Source organism: Lentzea sp. NPDC020367 (genome assembly GCF_044387305.1).
GTDB lineage: Bacteria > Actinomycetota > Actinomycetes > Mycobacteriales > Pseudonocardiaceae > Lentzea.
Genome location: NZ_JBIRVV010000019.1, coordinates 18834 through 45096 on the forward strand (window position 1 = coordinate 18834; position 26263 = coordinate 45096).

General features: G+C 68.6%; 36 protein-coding genes. 18 read left to right on the forward strand and 18 right to left on the reverse strand.

Annotation, left to right across the window (positions count from 1 at the left end; all coding sequences use genetic code 11):
- Positions 1–49: 49 nt before the first annotated feature.
- The gene (locus ACH413_RS42315; RefSeq protein ID WP_360047216.1) at positions 50–463 is read right to left on the reverse strand and encodes an Rv3235 family protein; all 414 of its coding nucleotides are present in this window, start codon (positions 461–463) and stop codon (positions 50–52) included.
- Between the two features lie 66 nt (positions 464–529).
- On the opposite strand from ACH413_RS42315, the gene ACH413_RS42320 reads away from it, so the two are divergent.
- Together ACH413_RS42320 and ACH413_RS42325 are read left to right on the forward strand one after the other, a co-directional pair.
- Positions 530–940 carry an HAD-IA family hydrolase gene (locus tag ACH413_RS42320; protein ID WP_360047217.1) on the forward strand — a complete coding sequence of 137 codons (411 nt, stop codon included), beginning with the start codon at positions 530–532 and terminating at the stop codon, positions 938–940.
- Positions 941–1024: 84 nt separating this feature from the next.
- Entirely contained in the window at positions 1025–1324 is a 300-nt protein-coding gene (locus tag ACH413_RS42325) for a hypothetical protein (RefSeq protein ID WP_360047218.1), read from the forward strand.
- Positions 1325–1329: 5 nt separating this feature from the next.
- On the opposite strand, the gene ACH413_RS42330 is transcribed toward ACH413_RS42325, so the two are convergent.
- Positions 1330–2076, reverse strand: a complete 747-nt coding sequence (locus ACH413_RS42330) for an RNA methyltransferase (RefSeq protein ID WP_360047219.1) — start codon at positions 2074–2076, stop codon at positions 1330–1332.
- A 105-nt stretch (positions 2077–2181) separates the two neighbouring features.
- On the opposite strand from ACH413_RS42330, the gene ACH413_RS42335 reads away from it, so the two are divergent.
- From ACH413_RS42335 to ACH413_RS42345, 3 genes are read left to right on the forward strand one after another with little or no spacing between them, the layout of a single operon-like run.
- Complete coding sequence (locus tag ACH413_RS42335; RefSeq protein WP_360047220.1) at positions 2182–2847, forward strand: phosphotransferase; 666 nt, start codon at positions 2182–2184, stop codon at positions 2845–2847.
- A gap of 10 nt (positions 2848–2857) precedes the next feature.
- On the forward strand, positions 2858–4249 hold the full coding sequence (locus ACH413_RS42340; protein WP_319975217.1) for a wax ester/triacylglycerol synthase family O-acyltransferase: 1392 nt from the start codon (positions 2858–2860) through the stop codon (positions 4247–4249).
- The gene (locus ACH413_RS42345) at positions 4246–4737 is read left to right on the forward strand and encodes a DUF6912 family protein (RefSeq protein WP_360047221.1); all 492 of its coding nucleotides are present in this window, start codon (positions 4246–4248) and stop codon (positions 4735–4737) included. Before ACH413_RS42340 ends, ACH413_RS42345 begins: the two co-directional genes overlap by 4 nt.
- On the opposite strand, the gene ACH413_RS42350 is transcribed toward ACH413_RS42345, so the two are convergent.
- The gene (locus ACH413_RS42350; protein WP_360047222.1) at positions 4734–5567 is read right to left on the reverse strand and encodes a GNAT family N-acetyltransferase; all 834 of its coding nucleotides are present in this window, start codon (positions 5565–5567) and stop codon (positions 4734–4736) included. The two genes, ACH413_RS42345 and ACH413_RS42350, sit on opposite strands and share 4 nt — an antisense overlap.
- Positions 5564–5977: a VOC family protein gene (locus ACH413_RS42355; RefSeq protein WP_330272610.1), complete on the reverse strand. Its 414-nt coding sequence runs from the start codon at positions 5975–5977 to the stop codon at positions 5564–5566. The genes ACH413_RS42350 and ACH413_RS42355 overlap by 4 nt, the downstream gene beginning before the upstream one ends.
- Before the next feature lie 9 nt (positions 5978–5986).
- On the opposite strand from ACH413_RS42355, the gene pruA reads away from it, so the two are divergent.
- Entirely contained in the window at positions 5987–7615 is a 1629-nt protein-coding gene (gene pruA, locus ACH413_RS42360; protein ID WP_360047224.1) for an L-glutamate gamma-semialdehyde dehydrogenase, read from the forward strand.
- Between the two features lie 3 nt (positions 7616–7618).
- Here the strand turns inward: pruA and ACH413_RS42365 are convergent, their stop codons facing one another.
- The 5 genes from ACH413_RS42365 to aroA are packed head-to-tail and all read right to left on the reverse strand — an operon-like array spanning position 7619 to position 11426.
- A complete protein-coding gene (locus ACH413_RS42365; protein WP_360047225.1) occupies positions 7619–8092 on the reverse strand; it encodes a hypothetical protein in 474 nt (157 codons plus the stop codon).
- Entirely contained in the window at positions 8089–8580 is a 492-nt protein-coding gene (locus tag ACH413_RS42370; RefSeq protein WP_360047226.1) for a hypothetical protein, read from the reverse strand. The genes ACH413_RS42365 and ACH413_RS42370 overlap by 4 nt, the downstream gene beginning before the upstream one ends.
- 14 nt (positions 8581–8594) lie before the next feature.
- Positions 8595–9128 carry a DUF3558 family protein gene (locus ACH413_RS42375; RefSeq protein WP_360047227.1) on the reverse strand — a complete coding sequence of 178 codons (534 nt, stop codon included), beginning with the start codon at positions 9126–9128 and terminating at the stop codon, positions 8595–8597.
- 28 nt (positions 9129–9156) lie between these two features.
- Positions 9157–10155, reverse strand: a complete 999-nt coding sequence (gene rsgA, locus ACH413_RS42380; RefSeq protein WP_360047228.1) for a ribosome small subunit-dependent GTPase A — start codon at positions 10153–10155, stop codon at positions 9157–9159.
- Between the two features lie 2 nt (positions 10156–10157).
- A complete protein-coding gene (aroA, locus tag ACH413_RS42385; RefSeq protein ID WP_360047229.1) occupies positions 10158–11426 on the reverse strand; it encodes a 3-phosphoshikimate 1-carboxyvinyltransferase in 1269 nt (422 codons plus the stop codon).
- 85 nt (positions 11427–11511) lie between these two features.
- On the opposite strand from aroA, the gene ACH413_RS42390 reads away from it, so the two are divergent.
- The gene (locus tag ACH413_RS42390; protein WP_360047230.1) at positions 11512–12204 is read left to right on the forward strand and encodes an SOS response-associated peptidase; all 693 of its coding nucleotides are present in this window, start codon (positions 11512–11514) and stop codon (positions 12202–12204) included.
- Positions 12201–12812: an alpha/beta family hydrolase gene (locus tag ACH413_RS42395; RefSeq protein ID WP_360047231.1), complete on the forward strand. Its 612-nt coding sequence runs from the start codon at positions 12201–12203 to the stop codon at positions 12810–12812. The genes ACH413_RS42390 and ACH413_RS42395 overlap by 4 nt, the downstream gene beginning before the upstream one ends.
- Here ACH413_RS42395 and ACH413_RS42400 read toward each other — a convergent pair.
- Positions 12809–13666, reverse strand: coding sequence for a hypothetical protein (locus tag ACH413_RS42400; protein ID WP_360047232.1), 858 nt, complete (start codon positions 13664–13666; stop codon positions 12809–12811). The two genes, ACH413_RS42395 and ACH413_RS42400, sit on opposite strands and share 4 nt — an antisense overlap.
- Before the next feature lie 65 nt (positions 13667–13731).
- On the opposite strand from ACH413_RS42400, the gene ACH413_RS42405 reads away from it, so the two are divergent.
- Together ACH413_RS42405 and ACH413_RS42410 are read left to right on the forward strand one after the other, a co-directional pair.
- Entirely contained in the window at positions 13732–14274 is a 543-nt protein-coding gene (locus ACH413_RS42405) for a DinB family protein (RefSeq protein WP_360047233.1), read from the forward strand.
- 134 nt (positions 14275–14408) lie between these two features.
- Positions 14409–14918 (forward strand): hypothetical protein, encoded by a 510-nt coding sequence (locus ACH413_RS42410; RefSeq protein ID WP_360047234.1) that lies wholly within the window; start codon positions 14409–14411, stop codon positions 14916–14918.
- Here ACH413_RS42410 and ybaK read toward each other — a convergent pair.
- Positions 14915–15391, reverse strand: a complete 477-nt coding sequence (gene ybaK, locus ACH413_RS42415; protein ID WP_360047235.1) for a Cys-tRNA(Pro) deacylase — start codon at positions 15389–15391, stop codon at positions 14915–14917. The two genes, ACH413_RS42410 and ybaK, sit on opposite strands and share 4 nt — an antisense overlap.
- A 50-nt stretch (positions 15392–15441) precedes the next feature.
- Here ybaK and ACH413_RS42420 point away from each other — a divergent pair, with 50 nt between their 5' ends.
- Both ACH413_RS42420 and rsrA read left to right on the forward strand, forming a co-directional pair.
- Positions 15442–16116 carry a sigma-70 family RNA polymerase sigma factor gene (locus ACH413_RS42420; RefSeq protein WP_360047236.1) on the forward strand — a complete coding sequence of 225 codons (675 nt, stop codon included), beginning with the start codon at positions 15442–15444 and terminating at the stop codon, positions 16114–16116.
- Complete coding sequence (rsrA, locus tag ACH413_RS42425) at positions 16113–16373, forward strand: mycothiol system anti-sigma-R factor (protein WP_360047237.1); 261 nt, start codon at positions 16113–16115, stop codon at positions 16371–16373. Before ACH413_RS42420 ends, rsrA begins: the two co-directional genes overlap by 4 nt.
- Positions 16374–16436: 63 nt before the next feature.
- Here the strand turns inward: rsrA and ACH413_RS42430 are convergent, their stop codons facing one another.
- Entirely contained in the window at positions 16437–16511 is a 75-nt protein-coding gene (locus ACH413_RS42430) for a 50S ribosomal protein bL37 (protein ID WP_369809028.1), read from the reverse strand.
- A gap of 54 nt (positions 16512–16565) precedes the next feature.
- On the opposite strand from ACH413_RS42430, the gene ACH413_RS42435 reads away from it, so the two are divergent.
- Positions 16566–18044 carry a histidine kinase N-terminal domain-containing protein gene (locus tag ACH413_RS42435; protein ID WP_360047297.1) on the forward strand — a complete coding sequence of 493 codons (1479 nt, stop codon included), beginning with the start codon at positions 16566–16568 and terminating at the stop codon, positions 18042–18044.
- 141 nt (positions 18045–18185) lie between these two features.
- Here the strand turns inward: ACH413_RS42435 and ACH413_RS42440 are convergent, their stop codons facing one another.
- Both ACH413_RS42440 and ACH413_RS42445 read right to left on the reverse strand, forming a co-directional pair.
- Positions 18186–18440 carry a WhiB family transcriptional regulator gene (locus tag ACH413_RS42440; RefSeq protein WP_015104912.1) on the reverse strand — a complete coding sequence of 85 codons (255 nt, stop codon included), beginning with the start codon at positions 18438–18440 and terminating at the stop codon, positions 18186–18188.
- A gap of 247 nt (positions 18441–18687) precedes the next feature.
- Positions 18688–19623, reverse strand: coding sequence for a diacylglycerol kinase family protein (locus tag ACH413_RS42445; protein WP_360047238.1), 936 nt, complete (start codon positions 19621–19623; stop codon positions 18688–18690).
- Between the two features lie 251 nt (positions 19624–19874).
- On the opposite strand from ACH413_RS42445, the gene ACH413_RS42450 reads away from it, so the two are divergent.
- The 3 genes from ACH413_RS42450 (at position 19875) to ACH413_RS42460 (ending at position 22046) form a co-directional block, all read left to right on the forward strand.
- A complete protein-coding gene (locus tag ACH413_RS42450) occupies positions 19875–20294 on the forward strand; it encodes a hypothetical protein (protein ID WP_360047239.1) in 420 nt (139 codons plus the stop codon).
- An 82-nt stretch (positions 20295–20376) separates the two neighbouring features.
- The gene (locus ACH413_RS42455; protein ID WP_360047240.1) at positions 20377–21090 is read left to right on the forward strand and encodes a trypsin-like serine protease; all 714 of its coding nucleotides are present in this window, start codon (positions 20377–20379) and stop codon (positions 21088–21090) included.
- Between the two features lie 143 nt (positions 21091–21233).
- Complete coding sequence (locus ACH413_RS42460; protein ID WP_396425858.1) at positions 21234–22046, forward strand: SAM-dependent methyltransferase; 813 nt, start codon at positions 21234–21236, stop codon at positions 22044–22046.
- On the opposite strand, the gene ACH413_RS42465 is transcribed toward ACH413_RS42460, so the two are convergent.
- Complete coding sequence (locus ACH413_RS42465) at positions 22043–23515, reverse strand: glycosyl hydrolase family 28 protein (protein WP_360047242.1); 1473 nt, start codon at positions 23513–23515, stop codon at positions 22043–22045. The genes ACH413_RS42460 and ACH413_RS42465 overlap by 4 nt on opposite strands.
- 160 nt (positions 23516–23675) lie before the next feature.
- On the opposite strand from ACH413_RS42465, the gene ACH413_RS42470 reads away from it, so the two are divergent.
- Positions 23676–24218 carry a hypothetical protein gene (locus ACH413_RS42470; protein ID WP_360047243.1) on the forward strand — a complete coding sequence of 181 codons (543 nt, stop codon included), beginning with the start codon at positions 23676–23678 and terminating at the stop codon, positions 24216–24218.
- Between the two features lie 59 nt (positions 24219–24277).
- Here ACH413_RS42470 and ACH413_RS42475 read toward each other — a convergent pair whose 3' ends face one another.
- The 3 genes from ACH413_RS42475 to ACH413_RS42485 all read right to left on the reverse strand — a co-directional run bounded on the left by ACH413_RS42475 (position 24278) and on the right by ACH413_RS42485 (position 25890).
- Positions 24278–24694 carry a DUF5684 domain-containing protein gene (locus ACH413_RS42475; RefSeq protein WP_360047244.1) on the reverse strand — a complete coding sequence of 139 codons (417 nt, stop codon included), beginning with the start codon at positions 24692–24694 and terminating at the stop codon, positions 24278–24280.
- 126 nt (positions 24695–24820) lie between these two features.
- Positions 24821–25294: a GNAT family N-acetyltransferase gene (locus tag ACH413_RS42480; RefSeq protein WP_360047245.1), complete on the reverse strand. Its 474-nt coding sequence runs from the start codon at positions 25292–25294 to the stop codon at positions 24821–24823.
- Positions 25294–25890, reverse strand: coding sequence for a histidine phosphatase family protein (locus ACH413_RS42485; RefSeq protein WP_360047246.1), 597 nt, complete (start codon positions 25888–25890; stop codon positions 25294–25296). Before ACH413_RS42485 ends, ACH413_RS42480 begins: the two co-directional genes overlap by 1 nt.
- Before the next feature lie 68 nt (positions 25891–25958).
- Here ACH413_RS42485 and ACH413_RS42490 point away from each other — a divergent pair, with 68 nt between their 5' ends.
- Entirely contained in the window at positions 25959–26120 is a 162-nt protein-coding gene (locus tag ACH413_RS42490) for a hypothetical protein (RefSeq protein ID WP_360047247.1), read from the forward strand.
- The last annotated feature ends 143 nt before the right edge of the window (positions 26121–26263 follow it).

Sequence of the window (26263 nt, forward strand, 5' to 3'; positions counted from 1 at the left end):
CGTGGGCCGTGTTCCTCAGGGGACACGGCCCACGCGGCTTTCCGGACCCTCACTCCAGCACCGTGAACGAGGTGAACCGCCACCTCCCGTCCCGGTGCTCGGCCCGGCCCGCCACGGCCAGCACCCGCCCCTCCCTGCGCACGGTCACCGAGACCTCGGCCGCGAACCGGGACGGATGGCAGATCCTGGGCGCGCGAACCATCCGCGTGGTCCGAGGACGAACCAGCCCGCCCAGCCGTGCGGCCAGCGCGGGCACCGCCACCTCCCGCAGCAGCCGGGTGGCACGCCGCCCGTCCAGCACCTCGAGCACGACCGCGACGAGCCGGGAGGCGTCGAAGGCGGGCGAGGGCGGTTCCGGCACCGGCACCCAGACGGGCTTGGGCCGCGGCCGGGGAATCACGAAGCCACCGGAGACTCCGACCGGAGGCTCGTAGGCGGGCAGGCGACGAACAACTGGGGGCATGCCGAACCTGGCGCGCCGACAACGACTTCAGGACACCGGGCACCCGAAAGTGGGTACCGTCTCAAGGTGCTGAAAGCCCTGGTGCTCGACTACGGCGGCGTCCTGACCGACCCCGGCGAGGACAACCCCGCCGAACCTCCGCTGCTCACCGCGCTGCGCAAAGCGAAGGCGCACGGCCTCAAGACCGCGCTGCTGTCCAACGCGGACGGCTGGTGGCATCCGCCGACCGTCTACACCGGCCTGTTCGACGCCGCGATCGTCTCCGGTGAGGTCGGGCTCGCGAAGCCGGACGTCGAGATCTACCTGCTCACAGCCCGGAAGCTGGGTCTCCAGCCGGAAGAGTGCGTCTTCGTGGACGACCTCGCGGTCAACATCCACGGTGCCGCCGAGGCGGGCATGGTCGGCGTCCACCATCGGTCGACACGGTCCACCCTCGAGGAGCTGGAAATCCTGCTAGCGATCGCGCTCCGCGATTGAGGGTTCACCCCGCAGCGCATTGCCCCATATTCGGCAACGCACTACCGTCGATTTGGTCAGCAGTCGGAATGCTTAGGGGAGAAAATGCGAAGAATTGTCGCTTGTGTTGCAGTCGCCATTGCAGCCACGGCAATTGCATCACCCGCGCAGGCGCAGGAACGCGGTTGCTACGAGGATTACCTGCGAGACGGGCGCACCGTCGAGGTCTTCTGCGACGAGGGCAGGCCGGGCCGCTTCCGGGCCGTCGCGCACTGCACGAACGGCCTGGGCGTCTGGGACCAGTACGGGACGATCGGCCGGGTCAGGGGCGAGCCGTCGGTCGCGGCCTGCACGTCACTGCTGGGCTACCCGCGGGTCAACGGGTACCACGTCGACTGGCTCTGAGCGGGTCACTGGGCCCGGCGCACGAGTTCGAAGCAGAGCACGGCCGCCGCTGACGCGACATTCAGGGATTCCACGCCCGCCGCCATCGGAATCGAGAGCCACGACGTGATGTGTGGACGCACGTCGTCGGTGATTCCGGACGTTTCGCTGCCGAGCACGAATGCGGAGCGCGACGAAAAAGAGGCGGAATAAATCGTGTCGGACGCGTGGGAATCCAGCGCGTAAAGCGGAAAGCCGGACGCGCGCAACAAAGCCGAGGCCTCCGCCGAGGTGCCGCAGCGCAGCACGGGCGCGCGGAAAGCCACTCCGGCGGAGGCCTTCACCACGAGCGGGTCGATCGAGGCGACGCCCCGGCGCGGCACCACGATGCCGTCGATGCCCGCGGCGGTCGCGGTGCGCAGGATCATGCCGACGTTCGCGGGCGTGGTGATGCCGTCCAGCACCAGCACGGACTTCAGCCCGCCCTCTTCGAGTGCCAGCGCCAACGGCTTCATGCGCGGCGCCACGACGTCGGCGAGCACGCCCTGGTCCTGCTTGCCGTTGCCGGCCAGCACCTTCACGCGCTGAGCGGTCGCCCGCTGCACCTGGACCCCACGCGTGCGGGCCGCGTCGATGATCTCGTGCGCGGCCGCGCCTCGGGCCGTGTCGGCGAGCACCACCTTGTCCACCGTGAGCGCCGGGTCGTCCAGCGCTTCCAGCACTGGCTTGCGGCCGTAGACGGTGACGAAGCGGTCCTTGGGCGAGATCTCCACTGGAAGAGAGTGCCAGAGCCCGGCACACGGGGCTCAAACGGGTGAAGAGCTCCACTAGAGCCGTTCGGCCCTTGTGTTTCGGATCATATCGATGATGATCGTCACATGACGGCAGGTATGCGCAGCGTCGCGCAACGTCAACATCTCGCGAGCGGTCAGGACTCGGATGTGTTCATCCGGTCGGACGGGCTGCTCGTCAAACGCACGCGCACTGGCCGTGACCTGCGGCGCGAGGCCGAGATGATGTCGTACCTGAGCGGCTTCGGCATCCCCGTGCCGCGCGTGCACGACGCCACCGCCGACGAACTCGTGATGCAGTACGTGCCCGGCCCGCGGATGTCCGAGGAGATCGGCCGCAAGCCGTGGCTCGCGGGCAGCCTCGGCGCGGAGCTCGCGGACCTGCACCACCGCCTCGACGTCATCCCGGCACCGGACTTCCTGAGCGGCGAGGGCAACCTTCTGCACCTCGACCTGCACCCCGGCAACGTCGTGCTCGGCCCGGAAGGGCCCGTCGTCCTGGACTGGGCGAGTGCGACCAAGGGTGACCGCAGGCTCGACGTCGCGCTGAGCTGGGTCTCGCTCGCCGTCGCCCACCTCGCACCGGTCATGAAGGTCACGCGCTGGCGGTTCCTGCGGTCGTTCATGGCCAACGTGGACCCGGAGGCGAAGAACGCGATCCCGGAGGCCGCGCGCATCCGGCTGGAGCGGCACGACCGTGATCCGCGCGAACGTGCCGCGCTTCAGAAGTTGATGGACCGCGAACGCCACTAGGCTAGGTCGTATGCCGGACCGACTGTCAGCGCTGGACGCCTCGTTCCTGTACCTGGAGGACTCCACGACGCCGATGCACGTCGGCGGCGTGGCGGTGTTCCGCCGGCCCAAGGCCGGTTTCGACTACGACAAGCTCGTCGACCTCATCGAGCAACGCCTCAGCCTCGTGCCGCGCTACCGGCAGAAGGTCGTGCAGGTCCCTGGACGCATCGCGCGCCCCGTATGGGTGGACGACCCGGACTTCGACGTCACCTACCACGTGCGCCGGTCCGCGCTGCCCAAGCCGGGCAACGAGACGCAGCTCGACGACCTGGTCGCGCGCCTGATGTCGCGCCCGCTCGACCACTCCCGCCCGCTGTGGGAGATCTACCTGGTCGAGGGCCTGGAGAAGAACCAGACCGCGGTCATCACCAAGACCCACCAGGCCATGATCGACGGCATCGCGTCGCTGGAGATCGGCCAGGTCATGCTGGACGTGTCGCCGACGCCGCGCACGAACGTCGAGAACCTCTGGATGCCGCAGCCGGAGCCCAGCTCGCTGCAGCTCGTGGCCGACGCCGTCACCGACATCGTGCAGCGCCCCGGCGAGCTCGTGGAGAACGTCCGCAGCGCGGCTCTCGACACCGTCAACACGGTCGAGAAGGTCTTCAACGCGTTCGGCGTGCTCGCGAGTGCCGTCCGCACCGTCGCGACGCCCGCGTCCGGCAGTCCGCTGAACGTCCGGATCACCTCGCCGCAGCGCCGGTTCGCCGTCGCCCGCGCCCAGCTCGACGACCTGCGCGCCATCCGCAAGCAGCACGGCGGCACGGTCAACGACGTGGTGCTCGCGGCGCTGAGCGGGGCCCTGCGCAACTGGCTGCTCAGCCGTGGCGAGAACGTCACCGGCAGCACCACGATCCGTGCGATGGCGCCGCTGTCCGTCCGCGAGGCCGACCCGGACTCGGGCAACAACGTGAGCGCCTACCTGGTCGATCTGCCGGTCGGCGAACCGAACCCGGTCGTGCGCCTGCACCACGTGAGCCACGCGATGCGCGCGCACCAGGAGTCCGGCCAGTCCGTCGCCGCCGACGCGCTGGTGAAGGTCTCCGGCTTCGCACCGCCTACGCTGCACGCACTCGGCGCACGCGCCGCCAGTTCGTTCAGCCGCCGGCTGTTCAACGTGATCGTCACCAACGTTCCCGGCCCGCAGGTTCCCCTGTACGCGGCAGGCGCGAGAATGACCGAGATCTTCCCGGTCGTCCCGCTCGCCAAGAACCAGGCGCTGGCCATCGGGGTGACGTCGTACGACGGCGGTGTTTACTTCGGGTTGAACGGCGACCGCGACGCCATGTCCGATGTGGACGTTCTCGCGACCATGGTCGAGGAGTCGGTGGAGGAACTGATGGGGACGGCGAGCGCATGAGGGTCTACATCCCGGCGACGGTGCCGATGCTGCGCGCGTTCGTCGACAGCGGCGAACTGGCTCCGGTCACCGGCACGGCCTTCGCGCTGACGCCGGCGCTGCGCGAGTCCTACGCGGCGGGCGACACGGAGGAGCTGGAGTACGCGGCCATGCTCGACGCCGCACGGGCTTCCCTGCGGCTGCTGGCCGCCGACGAGAAGGCGGAGCCGCGTCGTGCGGTGCTCGCGGTGGACATGGACGACGTGACGCTGCGTCCGGACCTCGACTTCTCGGTCGTGAAGGTCGGGGGTTCGTTCACGATGAAGGACGTCGCCGCCGTCCACCTCGACACCGCGGAGGCCGAGCAGGACGTGCGCGCGGCCGCGGACGTCATCGACGCCGCCGACCTCGGCGACCCGGACGCGGAGTTCGCCCTGGGCAGCGCCGAGGACCACGAACTGGCCTGGTACGCGGCGCAGGAACTCCCGTTCGTGCTGGAGCTGCTCTAGTCCCGGCGCTGGTCGTGCACCTCGGGCAGTGCTTCGAAACCGGCTGCCCGATAGGTGGCGACGGCGCCGACGTTCGAGCTCGGCGTGCAGACGAGCGCGCTCGACGAGCCGAGTTCGCGCAACGCCGCCGCTCCGGCGATGGTGATCGCCGTGCCGAACCCCTTGCCGCGGTGGTCGCGGTGCACGCCCATCGGTTCGATCAACCCGGGCCTGCCAGGACCAGCCGACCAGACGGTGATCGCCGCCACCGCGACGCCCCGGTCCAACGCGACCAGGCTCCGGGCGTCGGCGTACGGCGAGCCGACCGCCATCGCGTGCCAGCGTTCCTCGGTGAACGTCGACTTCTCGAACGACGCGCGGATCACGGCCGCGTGCACATCGGCCTGGTCATGTCCGATGACCTCGATCGACACATCGGGATCCAGCAGCTGGGCGCCGAGACGAAGGCGCAGCGGCGTCCACGGCTCGTCGGACTGCCAGCCGCGCTCGAACATCAGCTCCTGGAACCGCGTGCCCCGCGGGGACTCGACGTACACCGTCCCGGCGGGAAGGACACCGCGTTCGGGAGCGCAGACGTCGTCGGCCAGGCGCCGCGCCAGTTCCTCGTCCTGCCGGGCGTCCGGCGCGATCGTGAACCGCAGCAGGTCGGCGCCGTCCAGCAGCCCGACGGCGACGATCTGCCCGTCAGCGCGCCAGATCCGGACCGCCGCGTTCGCCTCCTGGTTGCCGAAACGCCGGTACCAGCCCAGATCTCCCGGATGCAGCTGGAACGGCAGGTCGTCGTGCTGCCACTCGCGCAGGGCCCGCACGGCCTCGTCGAACACGGTCACATTCCCTCCGCGGGCTCCCACAGCTCGATCCGGTTGCCCTCGGGGTCGACGCACCACCCGAACCGGCCGAACTCCGAGTCCTCGGTGTCGGGCAGCACCTCGACGCCGCGCGCCTTCAGCTTCGCCATCAACGACACCAGGTCGTCCACGCGCAGGTTCAGCATCGTGCGCTGGTGGGGTTCGCCGATGTAGGGCGTGTCCTGGGCGAACAACGCCATCGTCGTGGTGCCCGGGAACTCGTTCGTCGCCGTGTCGAGCCAGTGGAAGGTGACGGTGCCCTTCTCGCTCATCGGCACGCCCAGGTTGTCGCGGTACCAGGCCGCCAAACGCACAGGGTCCCTTGAACGCAGGAAAACCCCGCCGATGCCAGTCACCCGCGCCACCCGACGGACCCTACTACCGCGTGCCACGATGGGGGAATGGACGCCGTCACGTCTGCACCCGAACCGGTCAACGAGCCCGTGCGCTCCTATGCACCCGGCAGCGCCGAACGGGCGAGTCTGCAGGTGCGCATCGCCGAGCTCGAAGGCACGTCGCACGAGCTGACGATGACCATCGGCGGTCAGCAGCGCATGGGCGGTGGCGACCACATCAACGTCGTTCAGCCGCACGACCACAAGCACGTTCTCGGTGTGACGGCGCAGGCCACGAACTCCGACGTCGCGGACGCCATGCGCGCCGCCCAGCACGCCGCGCCGGGCTGGCAGGAGCTGCCGTTCGACGAACGGGCCGCGGTGATGCTGCGGGCGGCCGATCTGCTCGCCGGTCCGTGGCGCGACACGCTCAACGCCGCCACGATCCTCGGCCAGTCGAAGTCCGTGCAGCAGGCCGAGATCGACGCGGCGTGCGAGCTGATCGACTTCCTGCGGTTCAACGTCCACTTCGGCCGACGGATCCTGCAGGAGCAGCCGATCTCGTCGCCGGGCGGGTGGAACCGGATGGACCACCGGCCGCTCGACGGGTTCGTCGTGGCGATCACGCCGTTCAACTTCACCGCCATCGCGGGAAACCTGCCGCTCGCGCCCGCCCTGATGGGCAACGCCGTGGTGTGGAAGCCGTCGCCGACGCAGCAGCTGGCCGCGCACTTCACCATGCGGCTGCTGGAGGAGGCCGGCCTGCCACCGGGCGTGATCAACCTCGTCACCGGTGACGGCCAGGCGGTGAGCCAGGTGGCGTTGCGGGACAGGTTCTTCGCCGGCCTGCACTTCACCGGTTCCACGCGCACGTTCAAGGCGTTGTGGCAGACCATGGCGGGCAATCTCGACAACTACCGCGCCTACCCGCGCGTCGTCGGGGAGACCGGCGGCAAGGACTTCGTGCTGGCACACGCGTCCGCCGACCCACGTGCGCTCGTCACGGGGCTGGTGCGCGGTGCTTTCGAGTACCAGGGCCAGAAGTGCTCTGCGGCCTCACGCGCGTACATCGCGCGTTCGTTGTGGGAGGGCGGCGTCCGCGAACAGCTGCTCGACGTCACGAAGTCGTTGTCCTACGGCGATGTCACGGACCTGTCGGCGTTCGGCGGCGCCGTGATCGACCACCGCGCGTTCGCCAAGCACAAGGAAGCGTTGCTGATGGCGTCCGCGTCCACTTCGGTCGAGGTGCTGGCCGGCGGCTCGTGCGACGACTCGGTGGGCTACTTCGTCGACCCCGCGGTGCTGCTCGGCACCGACCCGCACCACGACATCTTCACCACGGAGTACTTCGGCCCGATCCTCGCCGTGCACGTCTACGAGGACGCGGACTTCCCGAAGATGATGGAGACCATCGACACCTCCACGCCGTACGCGCTGACCGGCGCCATCTTCGCGCGCGACCGAGTGGCCATCGACCAGGCACATCGCGCCCTGCGGTTCGCCGCGGGCAACTTCTACGTCAACGACAAGCCGACCGGGGCCGTCGTCGGGCAGCAGCCGTTCGGCGGGTCGCGCGGGTCCGGCACCAACGACAAGGCGGGCTCGATCTACAACCTGCAGCGGTGGACGAGCCCGCGCGCCATCAAGGAAACCCTGGTGCCGCCGACCGATCACCGGTATCCGCACATGGGGTAGCGGTCACTTCGGCAGCCGTCCGAAGGCCTTCGCCGCCAGTCCCTGCGTGACCTGCCCGACCACGTTGAGGTCGTGGCTGCGCTGCAGGACCTTCAGCCCGATGAGCTGCCCGTCCCGCACCTCGACGACGGCGTCGCACGTCACCTCGCTCGACGAGTCGACGCACCTGGTGGTCACCGGGCGGTCGTCGCTCTCGCCGACCTGGCCGCCGTCGACCACACCGCCGTAGCCGCCGTCGGACAGCAGCTTCTGCGACTCGTCCGCGTACTTCGCGCTCTGCAGCGTCAGCCGCACGGTCAGCGAGTCGAACGGGAAGTCGCACGACCGGTCGGTCCTGGTGGGGGAGCCGCTGAGCTGCCCGGCGTCACCGGACGCGAGCAGCGCGCAGGGGTCGGCGTCCTCGAACTTCGGGCCGGACGGCTGCCCGGTCGAGCACGCGGTCAGGGCGAGGAGCAGTACCGGAACCAGTCGGATCATGAGAACAACCTTTGCACCACCGCGACGGACCGGGTGCGGGCGACCATCCCGATGTCGTAGTTCGGCGGGGTTCGCTCCGCGGTCATCACCAGCACGCGGTCCGCGGCCAGTTCGGTCACGACGACACCCAGGCTCGTCTGCGGCACGCTGGAACGGTCGTGCGTCACGCCCCACCACGCCTTGTGGCCTTCGACCGTGAGTTCGGAGCCGTCGCGCACGCGGACCTTCGCCTGGTCCAGCGACTCGTTCTCGACACTCATCCAGACGGACTGGCTCTCGATGGTCCACCGGCAGGTGGTCGGCTCGTTGAGCGGTTCCGGTGCCTTGGTGAACGGCTTCGCGAAGTCCGACTCGACGAGCAACGTGCAGGCGTCGACCGTGGCCAGGTCACGCAGTTTCGGTGCGGGTGCGGGAGCGGGTGGTGGCGCGGGCGTCGAACACGCGGTCAGCGCAACCAGCAGTGCCACAGCCCCCAGGCGTGTGTTCATGTGGGAAGTGTGACTCATGACGATTTCGGGAGACGGTCGAGCACGTACTGCACCAACGTGGTGCGGTGGCTCAGCAACCAGGCCTCGTTCGCACCGGGGGACTGCGTCCTGATGGTCAGCGTGCGCGCGTAGCCGACCGCTGCCCACACGCCGCAATCCAGCGTCGACGCGTCCGTGTCGCACGCGAACCACACGGTGTGCCCGTCGATCTCGCCCTGGTGGCCGCTCGGGTTGTTCCGCTTCGCCTCGTCGTACTCGAACTCCTCCAGTCCGACCTGGACGGTCAGCGGGCCCTTCGGATAACCGAAGGAGTACCTGCAGAACCTCGGGTTCTTCTCGTCGGGCGCGGGTGGAGCGGTGGCCGCGTTCAGGTACCAGTTCGCGCCGTCCGTCGGCAGCGACTTGCACGCGTCGAACGCGGACACGTCGCGGGGCTTGTCGATGCGCGGTGACGTGGTCGGCACCGGCTTCGGCGGTGGTCCGGGGATCTCGGCCGTGCACGCGGTCAGGGCAGCGCACAGCACGGCGACCCCCAGAAGTCTCCTCATGGGGAGAGTGTGAACGACCGGCGCAACCTCAATCCGTGTAATCGTCCATTCCGGCCCGGGACGCGAGCAGCCGCCGCAACGACGTGAGGCGGCCCGGCGCGTCCGGTACGAGTTCGTCCAGCATGCAGCCGGGATCCTCGGGCGAGCCCAGGTGACCGCAGCCGGGCGGACACTCCTCGGCCGCCTCGGCGAAGTCCGGGAAGGCCTTCACGATGTCGTCCGGCGTGATGTGCGCGAGGCCGAACGAGCGGATGCCCGGCGTGTCCACGACCCAGCCGCCCTCCGGCAGGCGCAGTGCCACGGCCTGAGTGGAGGTGTGCCGGCCCTTGCCGACGCCGGACACCACGCCCACCGCGCGGTTCGCGTCCGGCACGAGCTTGTTGACCAGAGTGGACTTGCCGACGCCGGAGTGGCCGATCAGGCACGACACCGTGTTCGCGAGCCTCGCGCGCAACGCGGCCGGTTCCTCGTCGGAGCGCGTCACGATCACCGGCACGTCGAGCTCGGTGTAGAGCGCCAGCAGCGAGTCCGGCGACGCGAGGTCCGACTTCGTCAGGCACAGCACCGGTTCCAGGCCGCCCGCGTACGAGGCGACCAGGCACCGGTCGATGAAACCCGTGCGCGGCGGGGGATCCGCCAGTGCGACGACCATGATGAGCTGGGAGGCGTTCGCGACGACGACGCGTTCGAACGGGTCCGTGTCGTCCGCGGTCCGGCGCAGCACCGAGGTCCGTTCCCCGATGCGCACGATGCGGGCCAGCGTGTCCGGCAGGCCGGACGTGTCTCCGACGATGCCGACCTGGTCGCCGACCACCACGGGCTTGCGGCCCAGTTCGCGCGCACGCATCGCCGTGACGACGGCGCCGGACTCCATCGCGCACGTCCAGCGGCCGCGGTCCACGCCGATCACCATCGCGGTCTCGGCGTCGGCGTGTTCCGGCCTGATCTTGCTGCGCGGCCGCGTTCCCCTGCCGGGGCGCACGCGCACGTCGGACTCGTCGAGCTTGCGCCAGTCCTGCTTGGCCACTTCTACGCGCCCCCGGTGAGCATGGCGTTCCACATCCCTGGGAAGTCGGGAATCGTCTTGGTCGTGCTGCCGATGTCGTCGACCGACATGCCCGGCACCACCAGGCCGATGATCGCGCCCGCGGTGGCCATCCGGTGGTCGGCGTAGGCCTTCCACACGCCGCCGTGCAACGGCCGCGGGTCGATGATCAGGCCGTCCTCGGTCTCGGTCGCGTCGCCGCCCACCGCGTTGATCTCGTTGACGAGTGCCGCGATCCGGTCGGTCTCGTGGCCGCGGATGTGCGCCACGCCCCGGATGATCGTGCGGCCCTCGGCCACCGCGGCCAGTGCGGCGACGGTCGGCGTCAGTTCGCTCTCGTCGCGCAGGTCGATGTCCACACCGGACAGCTTCGCCGGTCCGCGAACCGTCAGGCCCTCGTCCGACACCTCGACCGCACAGCCCATGCGCTCCAGGATGCCGCGCACCGCGTCACCGGGCTGGGTCGTGGTGGAAGGCCAGTGCGGGATCGTCACCTCGCCGCCGGTCACCGCGGCCGCCGCGAGGAACACCGTCGCGTTCGACAGGTCCGGCTCCACGTGCCACGTGCGCGCGCCGATCACGCCGGGCTCGACGTGCCACACGTTCGGAACGCTGGTGTCGACCTGAACACCGACCGAACGCAGCGTCTGGACCGTCATCTCGATGTGCGGCAACGAGGGCACGGGCTTGCCGTCGTGCCGGATCGTCACGCCCTTGTCGAAGCGGGCGGCGGACAGCAGCAGCCCGGACACGAACTGCGACGAACCCGACGCGTCGATCGTCACCTCGCCGCCGGGCACCGACCCCGTGCCGTGCAACGTGAACGGCAGTGCGTCGCCCTCGATCTCCACGCCCAGCGACCGCAACGCACCCAGCACGGTGCTCATCGGTCGCGTGCGGGCGTGCGGGTCGCCGTCGAACCGGATGCCGCCCTCGGCCAGCGCGGCGGCGGGCGGCAGGAAGCGCATGACCGTGCCCGCCAGACCGCAGTCGACGTCGGCCGGCCCGCGCAGCAGACCGGGCATGACGTCCCAGCCGCCGTCCTCGCGATCGGTGATCCCGACGCCGAGGGACGACAGCGCGGCGGCCATCAGCACCGTGTCGCGGCTGCGCAACGGCGCGTGGACCGTGGACGGCCCGTCGGCCAGTGCCGCGAGCACCAGAACGCGGTTCGTGATCGACTTCGAGCCGGGCACCGGCACCGTCGAGTGGACTGGGCCGGACGCGCTGGGGGCTGACCAGTGCTGAGTCATGCACAGATGATCCCGCATCCGTCCTGGGACAGTTCGCACTGGTGTGCGGGACGTGGGATTATCGCAACTTCGGAGGTGATCGGTTTTGTGCGGTAGGTACGCCTCCACCAAGGACCCGGCGTTGCTGGCGGCCGAGTTCGACGCGGTGGACGGGACCGGCGACGAGGCGCCGGGGGCGGACTACAACGTCGCTCCCACCAAGCACGTCATGGCCGTGGTCGAGCGCAAGCCCGACGAGGACGCGGAGCTGGAACGCAGCATCCGCGTCATGCGCTGGGGTCTCGTCCCGCACTGGGCCAAGGACCTCTCCGGCGCGGCCAAGATGATCAACGCCCGCGCGGAGACCGTGCTGACCAAGCCCGCGTACAAGCAGTCGGCGATCAAACGGCGCTGCATCATCCCCGCCGCCGGGTGGTACGAGTGGCAGCCGGCCGAGGGGCGCAAGCAGCCGTACTTCATGACGCTCGGGGACGACACGTCCCTGGCGATGGCGGGCCTGTGGTCCGTGTGGTGGAAGGACGACGTTCCGACCGTCACGTGCGCTGTGCTCACCACTGAGTCCATGGGCGCGTTGACCGAGGTGCACAACCGCATGCCGTTGCTGCTGCCCCAGGACCGGTGGTCGGCGTGGCTCGACCCGACGTCGCTGGACCCGTCCGAACTGCTGACCCCGGACCTGTCGATCGTCGAGGCACTGGAGTTGCGCCCGGTGTCGACCGATGTGAACAGCGTGAAGAACAACAACGCCTCTCTCATCGAACGCGCAGAGCTGCCGTGACCACGCTGTTGGTGGACACGCCGCACGGCCCCGCGAGGGCCTCACTGCACTGTGCCCACGAACCGCGTGCCGCTCTGCTCCTGGGGCACGGCGCCGGTGGCGGCGTCGAGGCCCCGGACCTGGTCGCCGCGTGCCGCGCCGCGAACTCCGTCGGCGTGCACGTGGCGTTGATCGAACAGCCCTACCGCGTCGCGGGCCGTCGTGCCCCGGCGCCGGCGGGTCAGCTCGACACCGCCTGGTTGTCCGTGGTCGAGGACCTGGGCGAACGCTGGTTCGACGGCCTGCCCCTGGTGTTCGGGGGCCGGTCGTCGGGCGCGCGCGTGGCCTGCCGCACCTCGGTCGAGGGCCAGGCCGTCGCGGTGCTGTGCCTGGCGTTCCCGGTGCACCCGCCCGGCAAGCCGGAGAAGTCCCGGATGGCCGAGCTGGACGGCGTCGAGGTCGCCACGCTGGTCGTGCAGGGCGAGAACGACCCGTTCGGCCAGCCGGAGGTGGCCAACCACCGCGAGGTCGTGCTGCTCAAAGGCGACCACTCGCTGAAGGCGTCCGTCGCGGACGTCGGCCGCTACGTCGGCGAGTGGATGGACCGGGTGCTGCGACCGCTCGACTAGCGCGCCATGCGGGTCCAGGTGTGCCTGCGGCCCCGGACCGCGACCGAGTAGGCGTAGAGCAGTTCGGGGTCGCCCATGCCCGGCAGGAAGCAGTCGCCGATGTGGTGGGCGTCGACCCCGATCTCCTTGGCGGTGAGGGCCAGCTGCGGCACCACGTTGGCGTGCGAGCCCTCCTGCGACGTGCCGATCGCGCCCATGACGACCGCCCCGGCCTCGTGCACGGCCTGGACGGCGACGGCCGCGGCCTCCTTGGTGATGCCGGGCAGCGTGCCGGGAATCGGGAGGATCACCCCGTCCGCACCCGCCTCGACGAGGGCGACGAGCTTCTCCGCGGTGATCGGTTCGGGATGGCCGGCGTGGTGCATCTTGCCGACCCAGAGCGCGGCCTGCGTGCGGATCTTCCCGGTGGCGGCGGCCATGCCGTCCAGCGAGCCGTCGGTGCTGGGGTTCGCGGTCAGCACGATGAGCGCGGCACCGGCGTCGGCGAGCCTCTGAGCGTTGTCGTGCGTGGCTTTGCGCAGCTCGGGAACGGTTCCGGGCTCCAGGTTGACGCCGATCGGCCGTCCGATCCGCTCGGCCAGCGCGGTCAGGCTGGGCAGCTCGCCGAGGCCGGGGAAGCGGAACGTGGTGCCGTCCCAGACCCGGTCGATCATGTTGAGCACGATGACGTCGGCGCCGAACGCGGCCATCAGTTCGGCGTTGTGCACGCCGGTCTGCCCGTCGAACGACAACGCGGCGCGGTCGGCGAACACCTCGGCGACCATGGTCCTGCCCTCGGACGCCGCCACGGCGCGGGAGAGTTCCTGCCCGTGGAGCGCGGCGAGCCCGGTGCGGTCGAGGTCGAGGATGCGCACGTCTGCCTCCTGCTGTGGTCTAGACCATGTGGTGGCACTGTACGTCTTCGACTGAGATCACGCCCATGACCGACTTCGACGAGCAGGGCCGCCCCGAACCGCCGCTGGACGGCGACGAGCTCGCGACCCTGAACGGCTTCCTCGAGTTCCAGCGCGCCACCCTCGCGTGGAAGACCGCCGGCCTCACCGCCGAGCAGCTCGACCAGACCGCCGCCAAGTCCACGATGACCCTCGGCGGCCTGATCAAGCACATCGCGTACGTCGAGCAGCAGTGGTTCCACACCGTCCTGCACGACCGCGAGCCGCTGGAGCCCTGGGCGAGCGTCGACTGGAAGGCCGACAACGACTGGGACTGGCACTCGGCGGCCCAGGACACCCCGGAGCAGCTCCAGGCTCTCTGGCAGAACGAGGTCGACCGCGCCCGCAAGGCCGTGGAAGAGGCTCTGAAGACCGGTGACCTCGGTCAGCTCTCCCAGCGCGCGCCGTGGCCGGACGGCCGCAAGGTGAGCCTGCGCTGGATCCTGACCCACATGGTCGAGGAATACTCACGACACAACGGCCACGCCGATCTCATCAGGGAAGCAGTCGACGGCCAGACCGGCGAGTAGGGCGAGCTCTTCCGAATGGAGGAATAGGTCGGCCGAAAGTACGAAATCCGATGTTCGTGACAACCGGGCGTATCTCCGAGTCGTCGATCAGTGTGTAAGGCGAACGCCTGTCGAGACGAATTCGGGAGAAACACGTGAGCCGTTTCCGCACGATCGCGACCGCAGTCGCATCGGCCGGCACTGCCGCATTGGCCGTCGTGGCGTCCTCTGCCGCTCAGGCCTCCGACCCGGCGGCGGCCCCGTGGTGCACCGGCGACGATCTGGCGATCCGCGTCGACGACATGCGCTCTCCGTCGGTCAAGGACAAGGCGCACGTGATCCGTTTCGTCGCCGCGGAGGGTGTCTCCTGCAGGATCGGTGGCACCGTGAGCAACCTGCGCTTCCTCGACTGGAAAGGCAACGACATCCACGCCGCCCTGAACGGAGGCCAACCTCCGTACAGCGAGACGCTGGTCGGCGGGGACAGCTATGCCGCCAAGTACGTGGCATCGAACAGCGAGGGCCCCCAGCAGTTCCCCGCCTTCGTCCGCTTCAACCTGCCCGGCCAGGGCGAGCTGGGCGCTTTGGTCACCGTCGCGTGGCCGGCGTCCGGTATCGGTGCTGAATACGTCCGGAGCGGCGGCATCGTGGCGCCGGTCGGTTAAGCACTGATTCCGGCGACCACCGCATTGGTGAGTCGCACCAGGTCGGCAGGCGTGATCTCGACTTCGAGACCACGCCTGCCCGCGCTGCAGAAAACCGTCTCGAATTGCATCGCCGACTCGTCGAGCACGACCGGAAGGCGCTTCTTCTGGCCAAGAGGGGAAATACCCCCGGCGACATAACCCGTCGCGCGTTCGGCGTCGGCGACGACCGCCATCTTCGCCTTCTTGCCCTTCAAAGCGGCGGCGAGGCCCTTCAGGTCGAGCTGCCCGGTCACCGGCACCACGCCGACCGCGAGCTTGCCGTCCACCTCGGCCACGAGCGTCTTGAAGACACGGCCCGGCACCAGCCCGAGCGCCTCGGCCGCCTCCAGCCCGTAGGACTCGTGCCTGGGGTCGTGCTCGTACGAGTGCAAGGTGTGCGCCACCCGCTGCTTGTCCAGCAGCGCTGTGGCGGGGGTCCCACGTCCGGCCATGCGGAATTACTACCAGCCCCTCCGTTGTTACCCAGAACGTGGCAACGAACATGCTTGAGCGGTCACGCGTAAAGTCAGTCCCGACCCAGAACCTGTGGGAAGGGAGCGCGGTGCCCGCCACCGGCACGACAGAGACGACGGCGGAGCGCGCTGCACGTTTCGAGCGCGACGCGATGCCCATGCTCGACCAGCTGTACTCGGCTGCCCTGCGCATGACGCGCAATCCGGCGGACGCCGAGGACCTGGTGCAGGAGACGTTCCTCAAGGCCTACTCGGCGTTCGCGTCCTTCTCGGAGGGCACGAACCTCAAGGCCTGGCTCTACCGAATCCTGACGAACACCTACATCAACGGCTACCGCAAGAAGCAGCGCCAGCCGATTCAGCAGCCGACCGAAGAGATCACGGACTGGCAGCTGGCGCAGGCGGAGAGCCACACCTCGTCCGGGCTGCGCAGCGCCGAGGTCGAGGCACTCGACAACCTGCCCGACAGCGACGTCAAGGAAGCATTGCAGCGGTTGCCGGAGGAGTTCCGGATCGCGGTCTACCTCGCCGATGTCGAAGGCTTCGCGTACAAGGAGATCGCAGACATCATGGGCACCCCGATCGGCACGGTGATGTCCCGGTTGCACCGGGGCCGTCGCCAGCTCCGCGACATGCTGGCGGACGTCGCCCGCGACCGTGGCTTCCTCCGAGGCGGCAACGGCAGCAACGGAGACGCGTCATGAACTGCGGCGAACCCCACGACACCGACTGCTCAGAGGTGCTGTCCGAGGTCTGGCTGTTCCTGGACCAGGAATGCGACCAGGGGCGGCGCGCGGCACTGCAGACGCACCTCGACGAGTGCCATCCGTGCCTCGAGCAGTTCGGGCTGGAGGAGCACCTCAAGGCGCTGCTCGCCCGCAAGTGTGGTGGGGACTACGCCCCCGCGGATCTGAAGGCGCGCATCCGCGCCACGATCGTGACGATCCGCACCGAGGACTGAAAGTCCTCCAGCAAGACAAAAGGCCCTGGTCACCGTGATGGTGTCCAGGGCCTTTCGCACGACTCAGGCGTTGGGGCGCTTGCCTCGGTTGGCGCCGCCCTTTTTGCGGTCGCGGCGCTTGCGAGCACGCTTCGACATGGGTGTCTCCTAGGATCAGAACTGCTTCACCCACCAGTTTCTCATGGAGGAGTTCTGAGCACGCTCACGGACCTCTTGGCCGAGCACACGAAGCTCTCCGGCGCCGCCGTCGACCACCTCCAGCTGGTCGTCGCGGAGTGGCAACTCCTCTCCGACCTGTCGTTCGCGGACTTCGTCATGTGGGTCCCGCTCGACGACGCCAAGTTCCTCTGCGTGGCCCAGGCCCGTCCCACGACGGCGCCGACGGCCCACCCCGAGGACGTCGTCGGCAGCGAGGTCGACACGGACGAGCACCCGCAGCTGCGCAGGGCCATCGACGAGTCGCGGATCTGCCGCGAGGAGGACCCGCGCTGGCACCTGGGCGTGCCGGTGCGGCGCGAGACCATCCCGGTGCGGCTGGGCACGCAGGTCATCGCGGTGCTGAGCCGCAGCACCAACCTGGCGGTGCCGCGCGTGCCGTCGCCGTTGGAGATCTCGTACCTCGGCAGCGCCGCCGACCTGTGCCAGATGATCGCGGACGGCACGTTCCCCGCGCCCGAACCCTCACCGGACGTGCACACCAGTCCGCGCGTCGGCGACGGCCTGATCAGGCTCGATCCGTCCGGCGCGGTGGTGTTCGCGTCGCCGAACGCGCTGTCGGCGTATCACCGCATGGGGCACGCTTCAGACCTCGTAGGCGTGCATCTCGCACCGCTCACGCGCAGCCTGATCGGCGACCCGTTCGACGCCACCGAGGTCGCCCAGCGGATCAGGCAGGCGCTGGACGGCCAGCCGTCGATGCGCATGGAGGCCGAGTCACGGCGCGGTGCCGCGGTGCTGTTCCGTTCTTTGCCTCTAAGGCCACGCGGGCAGGCCGCGGGCGCCATCGTGCTGTGCCGCGACGTGACCGAGGTGCGCCGCCGTGACCGTGCGTTGATGTCGAAGGACGCCACGATCCGCGAGATCCACCACCGGGTGAAGAACAACCTGCAGACCGTCGCGGCCCTGCTGAGGCTGCAAAGCCGCAGGCTGAGCAACCCGGAGGCGAAGGAGGCACTCGCCGAGTCCGTTCGCCGTGTGACTTCCATCGCACTGGTTCACGAGACGTTGTCGATGTCCGTCGACGAGCGGGTCGACCTCGACGACGTGGTCGACAAGGTCATCCCGATGATGAGCGACGTGGCGGTCACGGAGACCCAGGTCAGCGTGCGTCGCGAGGGCGGGTTCGGCATCGTGCCGGCCGAGATCGCCACCCCGCTGGTGATGGTGCTGACCGAGCTCGTGCAGAACGCGTTCGAGCACGCCTACGCCCCTGGCCAGCGCGGAGAGGTCGTCGTGCACTCCGAGCGGTCCGCGAAGTGGCTCGACGTGACGATCACCGACGACGGCAAGGGCCTTCCGCAGGGTTTCTCCCTGGAACGCACCGATCGGCTGGGTCTGCAGATCGTTCGGACCCTCGTCGATTCCGAATTGAGAGGCTCTTTGAGCTTGCGGCGACGGCCCCGAGGCGGTACTGAGGCGGTCCTGCGCGTGCCGCTCAGAGGGCGGCGCTAAACTAACGCCGTGCACACGTGACGGCCAGCCTCAGCGGTCTCACGTGGTCATGCGGGAGGGTGTGCAAACAAAAGAAAAAGCCCGACACCTGGCACGGTGTCGGGCTTCTTCTTTAGAGGCTGTTCGCGGCTAACTGCCTGCTCAGGCGTTGCTGCGGGCCCGCGTACGGGCGTTGCGGCGCTTGAGAGCGCGGCGCTCGTCTTCGCTCATCCCGCCCCAGACGCCGGCGTCCTGGCCGCTCTCGAGAGCCCACGCGAGGCAGTCGGAGACGACGGGGCAGCGGCGACAGACGGTCTTCGCCTCGGCGATCTGAAGCAGCGCGGGACCACTGTTCCCAACGGGGAAGAACAGCTCGGGGTCCTCGTCGCGGCAGATCGCGCGGTGGCGCCAGTCCATTGGAACTACTCCTCAGCGATAGGCGCGCACAAGGGCACGCCGGTTGTCAGCGGTCGTTTTTGGGGTGCTTGTGAATGCTTTCACGAACGGCTGGGATGTCAAGGGGTAAGCACTGACCCGGTGAGTGAACTCACCCAAAAGATCGACAGCGTTCACCTGGGGTTTCACGCTCTGCTGTCACTCGACTGCAGTACATCCCGGGAAGGTACCGAGACGGTCACGAACCGATCACGGACTGTCAAGTTCCTTACAGGGCAACAGTCAACGCATCGGGAACCGCCCGGAACTCCACCGCTGTGGTCATCCCGAGGAAGTCTCCGTCAACCTGGAGGTTCGCGGGCTCCTCGCACTTCACTCTGACATAACCCACGTCGTCACGCCGAACGAGATTCCCGCCCTTCGGATTCCCCGTCGCGAGGATCTGAGCGATGTAGCGCCCGACCGTGGGTACCCGCATCGTCCGCAACGCACTCAAACCGAGGCCGCCGTCGAACGACGTGCTGGGGTTGAGCTGGATCGCCTTGTCACCGAAGTACGTCCACGGGTCGGTGTTCGACACGAACACCATGCCGACGTGGTCGAACGGCGCCTCGTCCGGCACCTCGACGACGAAGTGCTGCGGCTTGCGCACGATCTGCGCGTACGCCTTGAGGGCGACCGACAGATAAAGAGCGGGGCTGGCGTTGCGGCCCTTGGCGCGCTTGCGTTCCACGCCCGCGACGACGTCCGCGTCGAGGCCCATGCCCGCGTTGAAGGTGAACCAGCGACCGCCTTCGATGACGTCCGCGAAGACCTGGCCGAGCCCGATGCGGCGCCGGGTGCCGTGCTCGATCGCCTGCAGGAGGACGTGCGTCGCCTCGACGGGGTCGCGCGGAATGCCGAGCGCGCCCGCGAAGACGTTGGCCGAACCGCCGGGCACGACGCCCAGCATCGGCTTCTCGGGACGGGGGCCGCCGCGCAGGATGCCGTTGACGACCTCGTTGACCGTGCCGTCGCCGCCGTGGGCGATGACCAGGTCGAATCCGTCCGCCGCCGCCTGGTGGGCGGCGTCCGCCGCGTGGCCGCGATAGGAGGTCTCGATGACCTCCAGTTTCACGTCACTGGCCAGTGCGTGCGCCAACACGTCACGGCCCGCCGGCGTCGTTGTAGTCGCCTGCGGGTTCACCACGAGAAGAGCGCGCACTACTTGAGAGTAAGACAGTGCGTGACCGTCCGCGGCTCGCATGTCCTCCCTCAGGGTGGCTGCAGCCTCACGAAAGTGGCGTAAATCTCCTTTCCGTCAGCACCGCGTTCACCTCGCAGCCGAGTGCACCCCGGACGACCGCCGGCTCGCTGAAGGCCCCTTGATCTTCCCGCGCTGGACGTGCCGGGAGAGCCCTCCAACCGGGTGGCCTACGATCCGTGACCAGTACAGAACGTGAGGAAAGGTCTCCCGTGACCACTCAGACCCCGGCGCCGCCGCGCCCGGTGCGCATCGCGTCCGCGCTCACCTTCGTGCAGGGTCTGGGCGGTATCGCGCTGGCCGTCGCGCTCGTCATCCGGGTGATCGGGGGCTCGACGCCCGCGGGCCCGATCCTCGGCGCCGCCGGCGTGCTCGTGCTCTGGTTCGGCGGGGCGCTCTTCGCCACGGTCATGTTGTTCCGCGGTCACCACGGCGCTCGCACGCCCGTGATCGTCACGCAGCTGCTGTTGCTCGGCTGCGCCTGGTACGCCTACGGGCCGTCGGAGCAGCCCCTGCTCGGCTCGTTGGGCGGCATCTACTGCGTCGTGGTGCTGGTGTTCCTGTTCACCAACGACGGCCGCAAGTGGGCGATGGGCCTCGACGACGTATCGGAAGGCGACAAAGCCGACTAACGGAGGGTGGTCACAGTCACACGGCCGGGTGAAGCTGTGCGTGGTTGCTTAACCACTCCCTGCACTCACGAGGTGACCAACCATGCGTTTCACTACTGCGATCGCGGGCGCCGTCCTGGCGGCTCTCTCCCTCGCCCCTGCCACCGCCACGGCTGCTCCGGAGAACCCGGACATGTCGCCGATGATCATCGGCGGCGGCTACGCGTCGAACTTCCCGTACGCCGCTCGCCTGTTCTTCAACGGACGCGAGAACTGCTCCGCCACGAAGATCGCACCTCAGTGGATCCTGACCGCTGAGCACTGCGTCGCAGGCAGCGGCACGTACACGTTCCGCGCGGGCAGTCTGGACCAGACCTCCGGCGGCCAGGTCGTCACCGGTAACCAGATCATCAAGCACCCGTCGGCCGACCTGGCGCTCGTGCGCGTCAGCACGTCGATGTCGGCACCGTTCTCGCCGCTGGCCTCCAGCAGCGACGGCGTGGCCACCGGCCAGACCGTGCAGCTCTACGGCTGGGGTGCCACCTGCACCAACCAGCCGGAGATCAACTGCCAGTCGCGCTACCTGAAGGTCGCGGACACGCGGGTCACGAACCCCAACGGTTCCGACTACCGCGGCGGCCGTGCGATCGCCGTCTCGAAGGTCAACGGCATCGCCGCGGGCGGTGACTCGGGCGGCCCGATGTTCGCGGCCGGTCGTCAGGTCGGCGTCGCGTCCACGTCGGACCGCGCGACGCGGTCCAACTACACCCGCATCGCCACCTATCGCTCCTGGATCACCCAGAACGCGGGCGTCTGACACACAGCTTGACCAGCGGTAACCCTGCGATGGCCCTCGGCTCCGGCCGGGGGCCATCACCCTGCGTGTTCACTAATGGTGGATGGACACGAACGGAGTAGCCAGCTACCGTGCCTCCAGCGTTCGCGCCGCTCGGGAGCATGGTGAGGTGCGCAGTGCAGGACGGCCCGCAGCGGGTGACGACAAACGGCGATTCCGAACGCCCGAACATGGCCCGCCTGTTCGACTACTACCTCGGCGGAGCGCACAACTTCGCGGTTGACCGCACGTTGGCCGAGGAGAGCATCAAGCAGTTCCCCGTCGCCGAGATCGCGCGCACGATCAGGTCCTTCTCCCGTCGCGTGGTGCGCCTGTGCGTCGAGGAGTACGGCATCCGCCAGTTCCTCGACCTGGGCAGCGGTATCCCGACCGCCGGCAACGTCCACGAGGTCGCCCAGTCCCTCGACCCGTCGTGCAACGTCGTCTACGTCGACCACGACCCGGTGACCGTGGCCCACGCCCGCACCATGCTGCGCGACAACCTCAGCGCCGCCATCGTGCAGTCCGACATCTCCGACGTGGGCGCCGTGCTGCGCCACCCGGAGACACGCCGTCTCATCGACTTCACCCAGCCGACCGCCGTGCTGATGGTCGGCATCCTCCCGTACGTCCTCGACGAGCCCGCCGGTGTCGTCGCGCGCTACCGGGCCGCGCTGGCCGAGGGCAGCATCCTCGCTCTGACGCACCTCACGAAGGACGTGGAGCCGCAGTTGGTCGGCCGGCTGGTCGACCTCGCGGACCACATGGACTCCACACTGGTGCCGCGGTCCAAACAGGACGTGGAGGAGTTCCTCTGCGGCCTGAAGCTGCTGGAACCCGGCCTGGTGCTCGCCGCCCACTGGCGCGCGGACGGCGAGCTTCCCGGTACCTCGGCCGCCGCCGACGCGTCGACGTACGGCGCAGTGGGGATGGTCTAGCCGTTCTTCGCTCGCAGCGCCTGACCGTTCGTGGTCGTGCTGTCGGTGACCGACGTTCCGCTGCTCTTGCGCCACTGCAGGTCGTTCGCGCCGGTGCTGCGCTCCACCTGCACGCCGTTCAGCGAGATGTTCTGGACGCTGTCGGTGGTGATGGCCGGGCGCCCGTCGTTCTTCTCGAACTCGACGGTGCTGTTCAGGAACTTCACGTCGGTCGCGTTGCGGAGCCAGAACCCGAACGCCGGCCGCACGCCGAAGATCCGCGGCGGGTACTCGCCGGACACCTCGGGCGGGCTCTTCGAGGCGTCGGACTCCTTGTGGTTGCCCGGAACCGTCAGCTTCACGTTGTCGAACGTCAGCCCGGTGATCTTCGAGTCGGACCGGCCGGAGACGGTCGACGCGTACTCGGGGTCGCCGGGGATGTCGCGCGGCGCGGTCAGGTTCGTGCCGGTGATGTTGCGGTAGGTGATGTTGCGGATCTTGCCGGTGGGCGGGCTGTTCGGGCAGCGGCCGCGCTTGCCGACGTGCAGGTAGATCGGTGAGGCGGTTTTGGAGAGCTGGATGTTGTCGTAGAGGACGTCTTCGATGACCGCGCCGTCCATGGACACGATGCCGAGGCCCGCCTTCGAGGCGCCGGTGACCTTGAGGTTGCGGAACTGGATGTTCTTGAAGCTGCCGCAGGTCTCCGAGCCGAACTGGATCGCGTTGTTCTCCGTCGACTGGATGGTGGAGTCGCGGACGACGTTGTTCTCGCTCAGGAACGTCTTGCCGGTGGCGTAGTCGCTCTTGAACGCCACGGCGTCGTCGCTGGAGATGACGGTGGAGTTCGACAGCTCGACGTTGGAGCTGTTGATGAAGTTGATGCCGTCGCGGTCGTCCGGGGTGTCGACGGTGACGCGGTCGAGCTTCATCCCGTTGCAGCCGTTGGTGATGATCGCGAAGTGACCGGCCTCGCGGAAGGTCACGTCGGTGATGGTGACGTTCTTGCAGAACTTGAGCGACAGCATCTTGTCGCCCTTGCCGGCGGGGATGTTCTCGCCGGTCTCCAGCTTGTTGGCGCCGTCGATGACGCCCTTGCCGGTGAAGCTGACGTTCTCGACGTTCTCGCCCCACAGCAGGGCGTTGCGGAAGTGGCTGTGCCCGAAGTCCTGGTACTGGGAGTTGGGGTTGGACTCCGGCGCGTCGATGCCGCTGCCGGACGCCACGATGCGCGCGCCCTGCTGGATGTTGATCGTGACGTTGCTCTTGAGGTGGATCGAGCGCGAGAGGTACGTGCCCGGCGGAATTTCGACGGTGCCGTTGCCGGCCGCGCTGGCCGCCGTGATGGCCTTGTCGATGGCGACCGAGTCGATCGCCTTGCCGTCGCCCTTCGCGCCGTAGTCCTTGACGTTGAAGCTCGCCGCTTTCGCCACGCCCACCGGTGCCACGACCACCGCTAGTGCGACGAACGCGCCGGTCAGTCGACGCTTCATCGTTGAGAGGTCCTTCCTCTTGTGTCGAGGGCGGCGGCTGCTCGGCGTGTGAAACGTTCTGAAAACGTTTTCACGAGGAATCGTAGTGAAGGCCGGACGTGAAGTACAGGGGTGGATTTCCGCGTGAGCAGCGCTTGTGCGCGCCGGTAGCTTGGGTTTCATGGAGTACGCGGAGCCCGGAAGGTCGTTCCACTTTCCGGGCCTGCCTCAGGTCTTCGCCGAGTTCGGCCGCCCCGTTCTCGTGCTGGCGCGTCCTGAGGTGGGTTCGGTCTGCATGTTCGGCACCGGCGGCGTAGACGGAAAGCCGTGGACGCTGGACGCCGATTATCTGGATCAGGCCGGGTCCGGAATGGGGCGAGTGGCGCTCGTGCGCACTCATCGTCCGGTGGAGTCGCGGATGGTCGATCGTGATCCGGTCAGCTTGTTGCGCAGCGCCTTTTCGTACTTTCTCGCGAACGCGGCCGACGTGCGTTCGGCCGAGGACCACCGGCGAGTGGCGGACGAGGTCCGCGCCCTGGTGCGCGCCGCTGTGGCGCGTCCGGCCGCGCTGCGGGTCGACGGCGTGTCCGTCGACTGCGTGGCGCTGGAGATCGGCGACCGTCAGGCGCTCGTGGTCGAGCACGGGGACGTCGTCGTGACGGTGGTGCTGGCAGCCGGAGCGGACGACGTCGAGCTCGTCACGGTGCCCAGTACCGCCGGATGAGCTGAAGGCCGGCCCGCGAAGTCCAGGGTGACTTCGCGGGCCGGCCTTCGTGGTCTTGCTCAGCCCTTGTATGCGCCCTGCGGGGTCGCCAGCGCGGCCGGGCCGCGGTACTGCGCGCCACCGAACGCGAGGATCGCGTAGCCGATGATGCTGAACAGCCACAGGCCGACGACACCGAAGACGGTGTCCTTGCCGAAGGACTTCGCGACGTCGATCGAGACGATCGCCAGGATGACGATGTTGACGATCGGGATCAGCAGCAGGATCAGCCACCAGCCCGGACGGCCCGCGACCTTCAGCAGGACGTAGATGTTGTAGATCGGGATGATCGCGGCCCAGCCCGGCTGACCAGCCTTGGTGAAGGTCTTCCAGAAGACGACGACGCCGAAGACGGCGAACGCCAGGTAGATGATCGTTCCGAAGACACCGATGCCGGTCGAGACGGCGGGGTCGATCGTAGTCGGGTCAGTACCCACGGTCTTTCCTTCTTTCCACGCTTACTTTGTGCCGGGGGATCGGCGAGCGGGGACGCTGCCAGCACAGCGCACCCGTCCTCAGTGGAATCCCCGTTTCGTGAGCGTTTCGAGACCTTCCGTCAACCTTCAGAGTGACGAGCCGAGTTTGACCAGGGCCTCGTCCGCGACGCGCATGGTCGTCCACTCGTCCATCGGGATGGCGCCCAACGACTTGTAGAAGCCGATGCTCGGCTCGTTCCAGTTGAGCACCCACCACTGCAGACGGGTGTACCCCTTGGCGACGCACTCCCTGGCAAGCGCTTCCAGGAGTTGCTTGCCCAACCCGTTGCCGCGCTGGTCCGGCGTGACGTAGAGGTCTTCGAGGTAGATGCCGTGGACGCCGTCCCACGTCGAGAAGTTGAGGAACCACAACGCGATCCCGACGACCCGACCGTCCACTTCGGCCACGTGACCGAACAGCGCGGGGTTCTCGCCGAACAGCGCGGTGTGCAGCTGTTCCGACGTGAGGTGGCACTGCTCCGGCGCCTTCTCGTACAGCGCCAGCTCGTGCACCAGCCCCACGGCCGCGTCGACGTCACGCGGTTCCACCCGCCGGATCATCACACCTCCCAGGCAGGCACGTTGAGCCTGCGCACCTGCGGGTCGCCCCGCTCGTCGCCCAGCTGGCAGATGCCGGCCGGGTCCAGTCCGAAGTGGACGCCCTGGTCGGGCGCGAGGCCCAGCCACGCTGCGATCAGCACCCGGCTGAAGTGCCCGTGGCCGACCAGCACCACGTCACCGCCGGGCAGGATCTTGCGCACCTCGCCGAGCACCTTGCGGGCCCGTTCCTGCACCTCCGCGTGCGATTCGCCGCCCGGCATGGGGTGCGACCAGACCGTCCAGCCGGGCACGCGCTCGCGGATCTGCGGCGTGGTGATGCCCTCGTAGTCGCCGTAGTTCCACTCGGCGAGGTTCTCGGTCGTCGCGTTGACCTCCAGCCCGGCCAGCGCGGCCGTTCTGGTGGCGCGCTGCCGCGGACTGGTCAGCACCAGCGCTGGTGCCTGGTCCGTGCCCCTCAGCCGGGCGAGCGTGGCGCCCGCGCGGCGTGCCTGCTGCTCGCCCTCAGGCGTCAGCTCGATGTCAGTGCGTCCCGTGTGCCTGCCGCTCTCGGACCACTCGGTCTGGCCGTGACGCAGCAGGTAGAGGTGGGTGCTCACCTGGTTGATCCTAAGGAGTGACGGGGAGCACGTTTGGAGTAGTACACCGTCGAGGTACCCCGACCGCCATGAGCGGCGAGCATCACGACCACGGCGCCCCCGACGAGGTCGACGCCCGGAAGATCCGCGAGGCCTTCGGGGTTCGCGTCGCACGCATCCGGGCGGAACTGACCTCGACGTGGAACAAGCTGAGTCAGAACGAGCGCGACAACGACGCCAGGGACCGGTGACGTTTCGGCTGTCCTCGAAATGCGAACGCATTGTCGGATGAGGTAAAACACCCGGCTTTGGGCTGAATGGCGTAATACTCCCGTCTGGTTGTCGTTTTGATTGGCGGATTCCGGGCGGAATCACGAGCCCTGTGCTGTGCGGC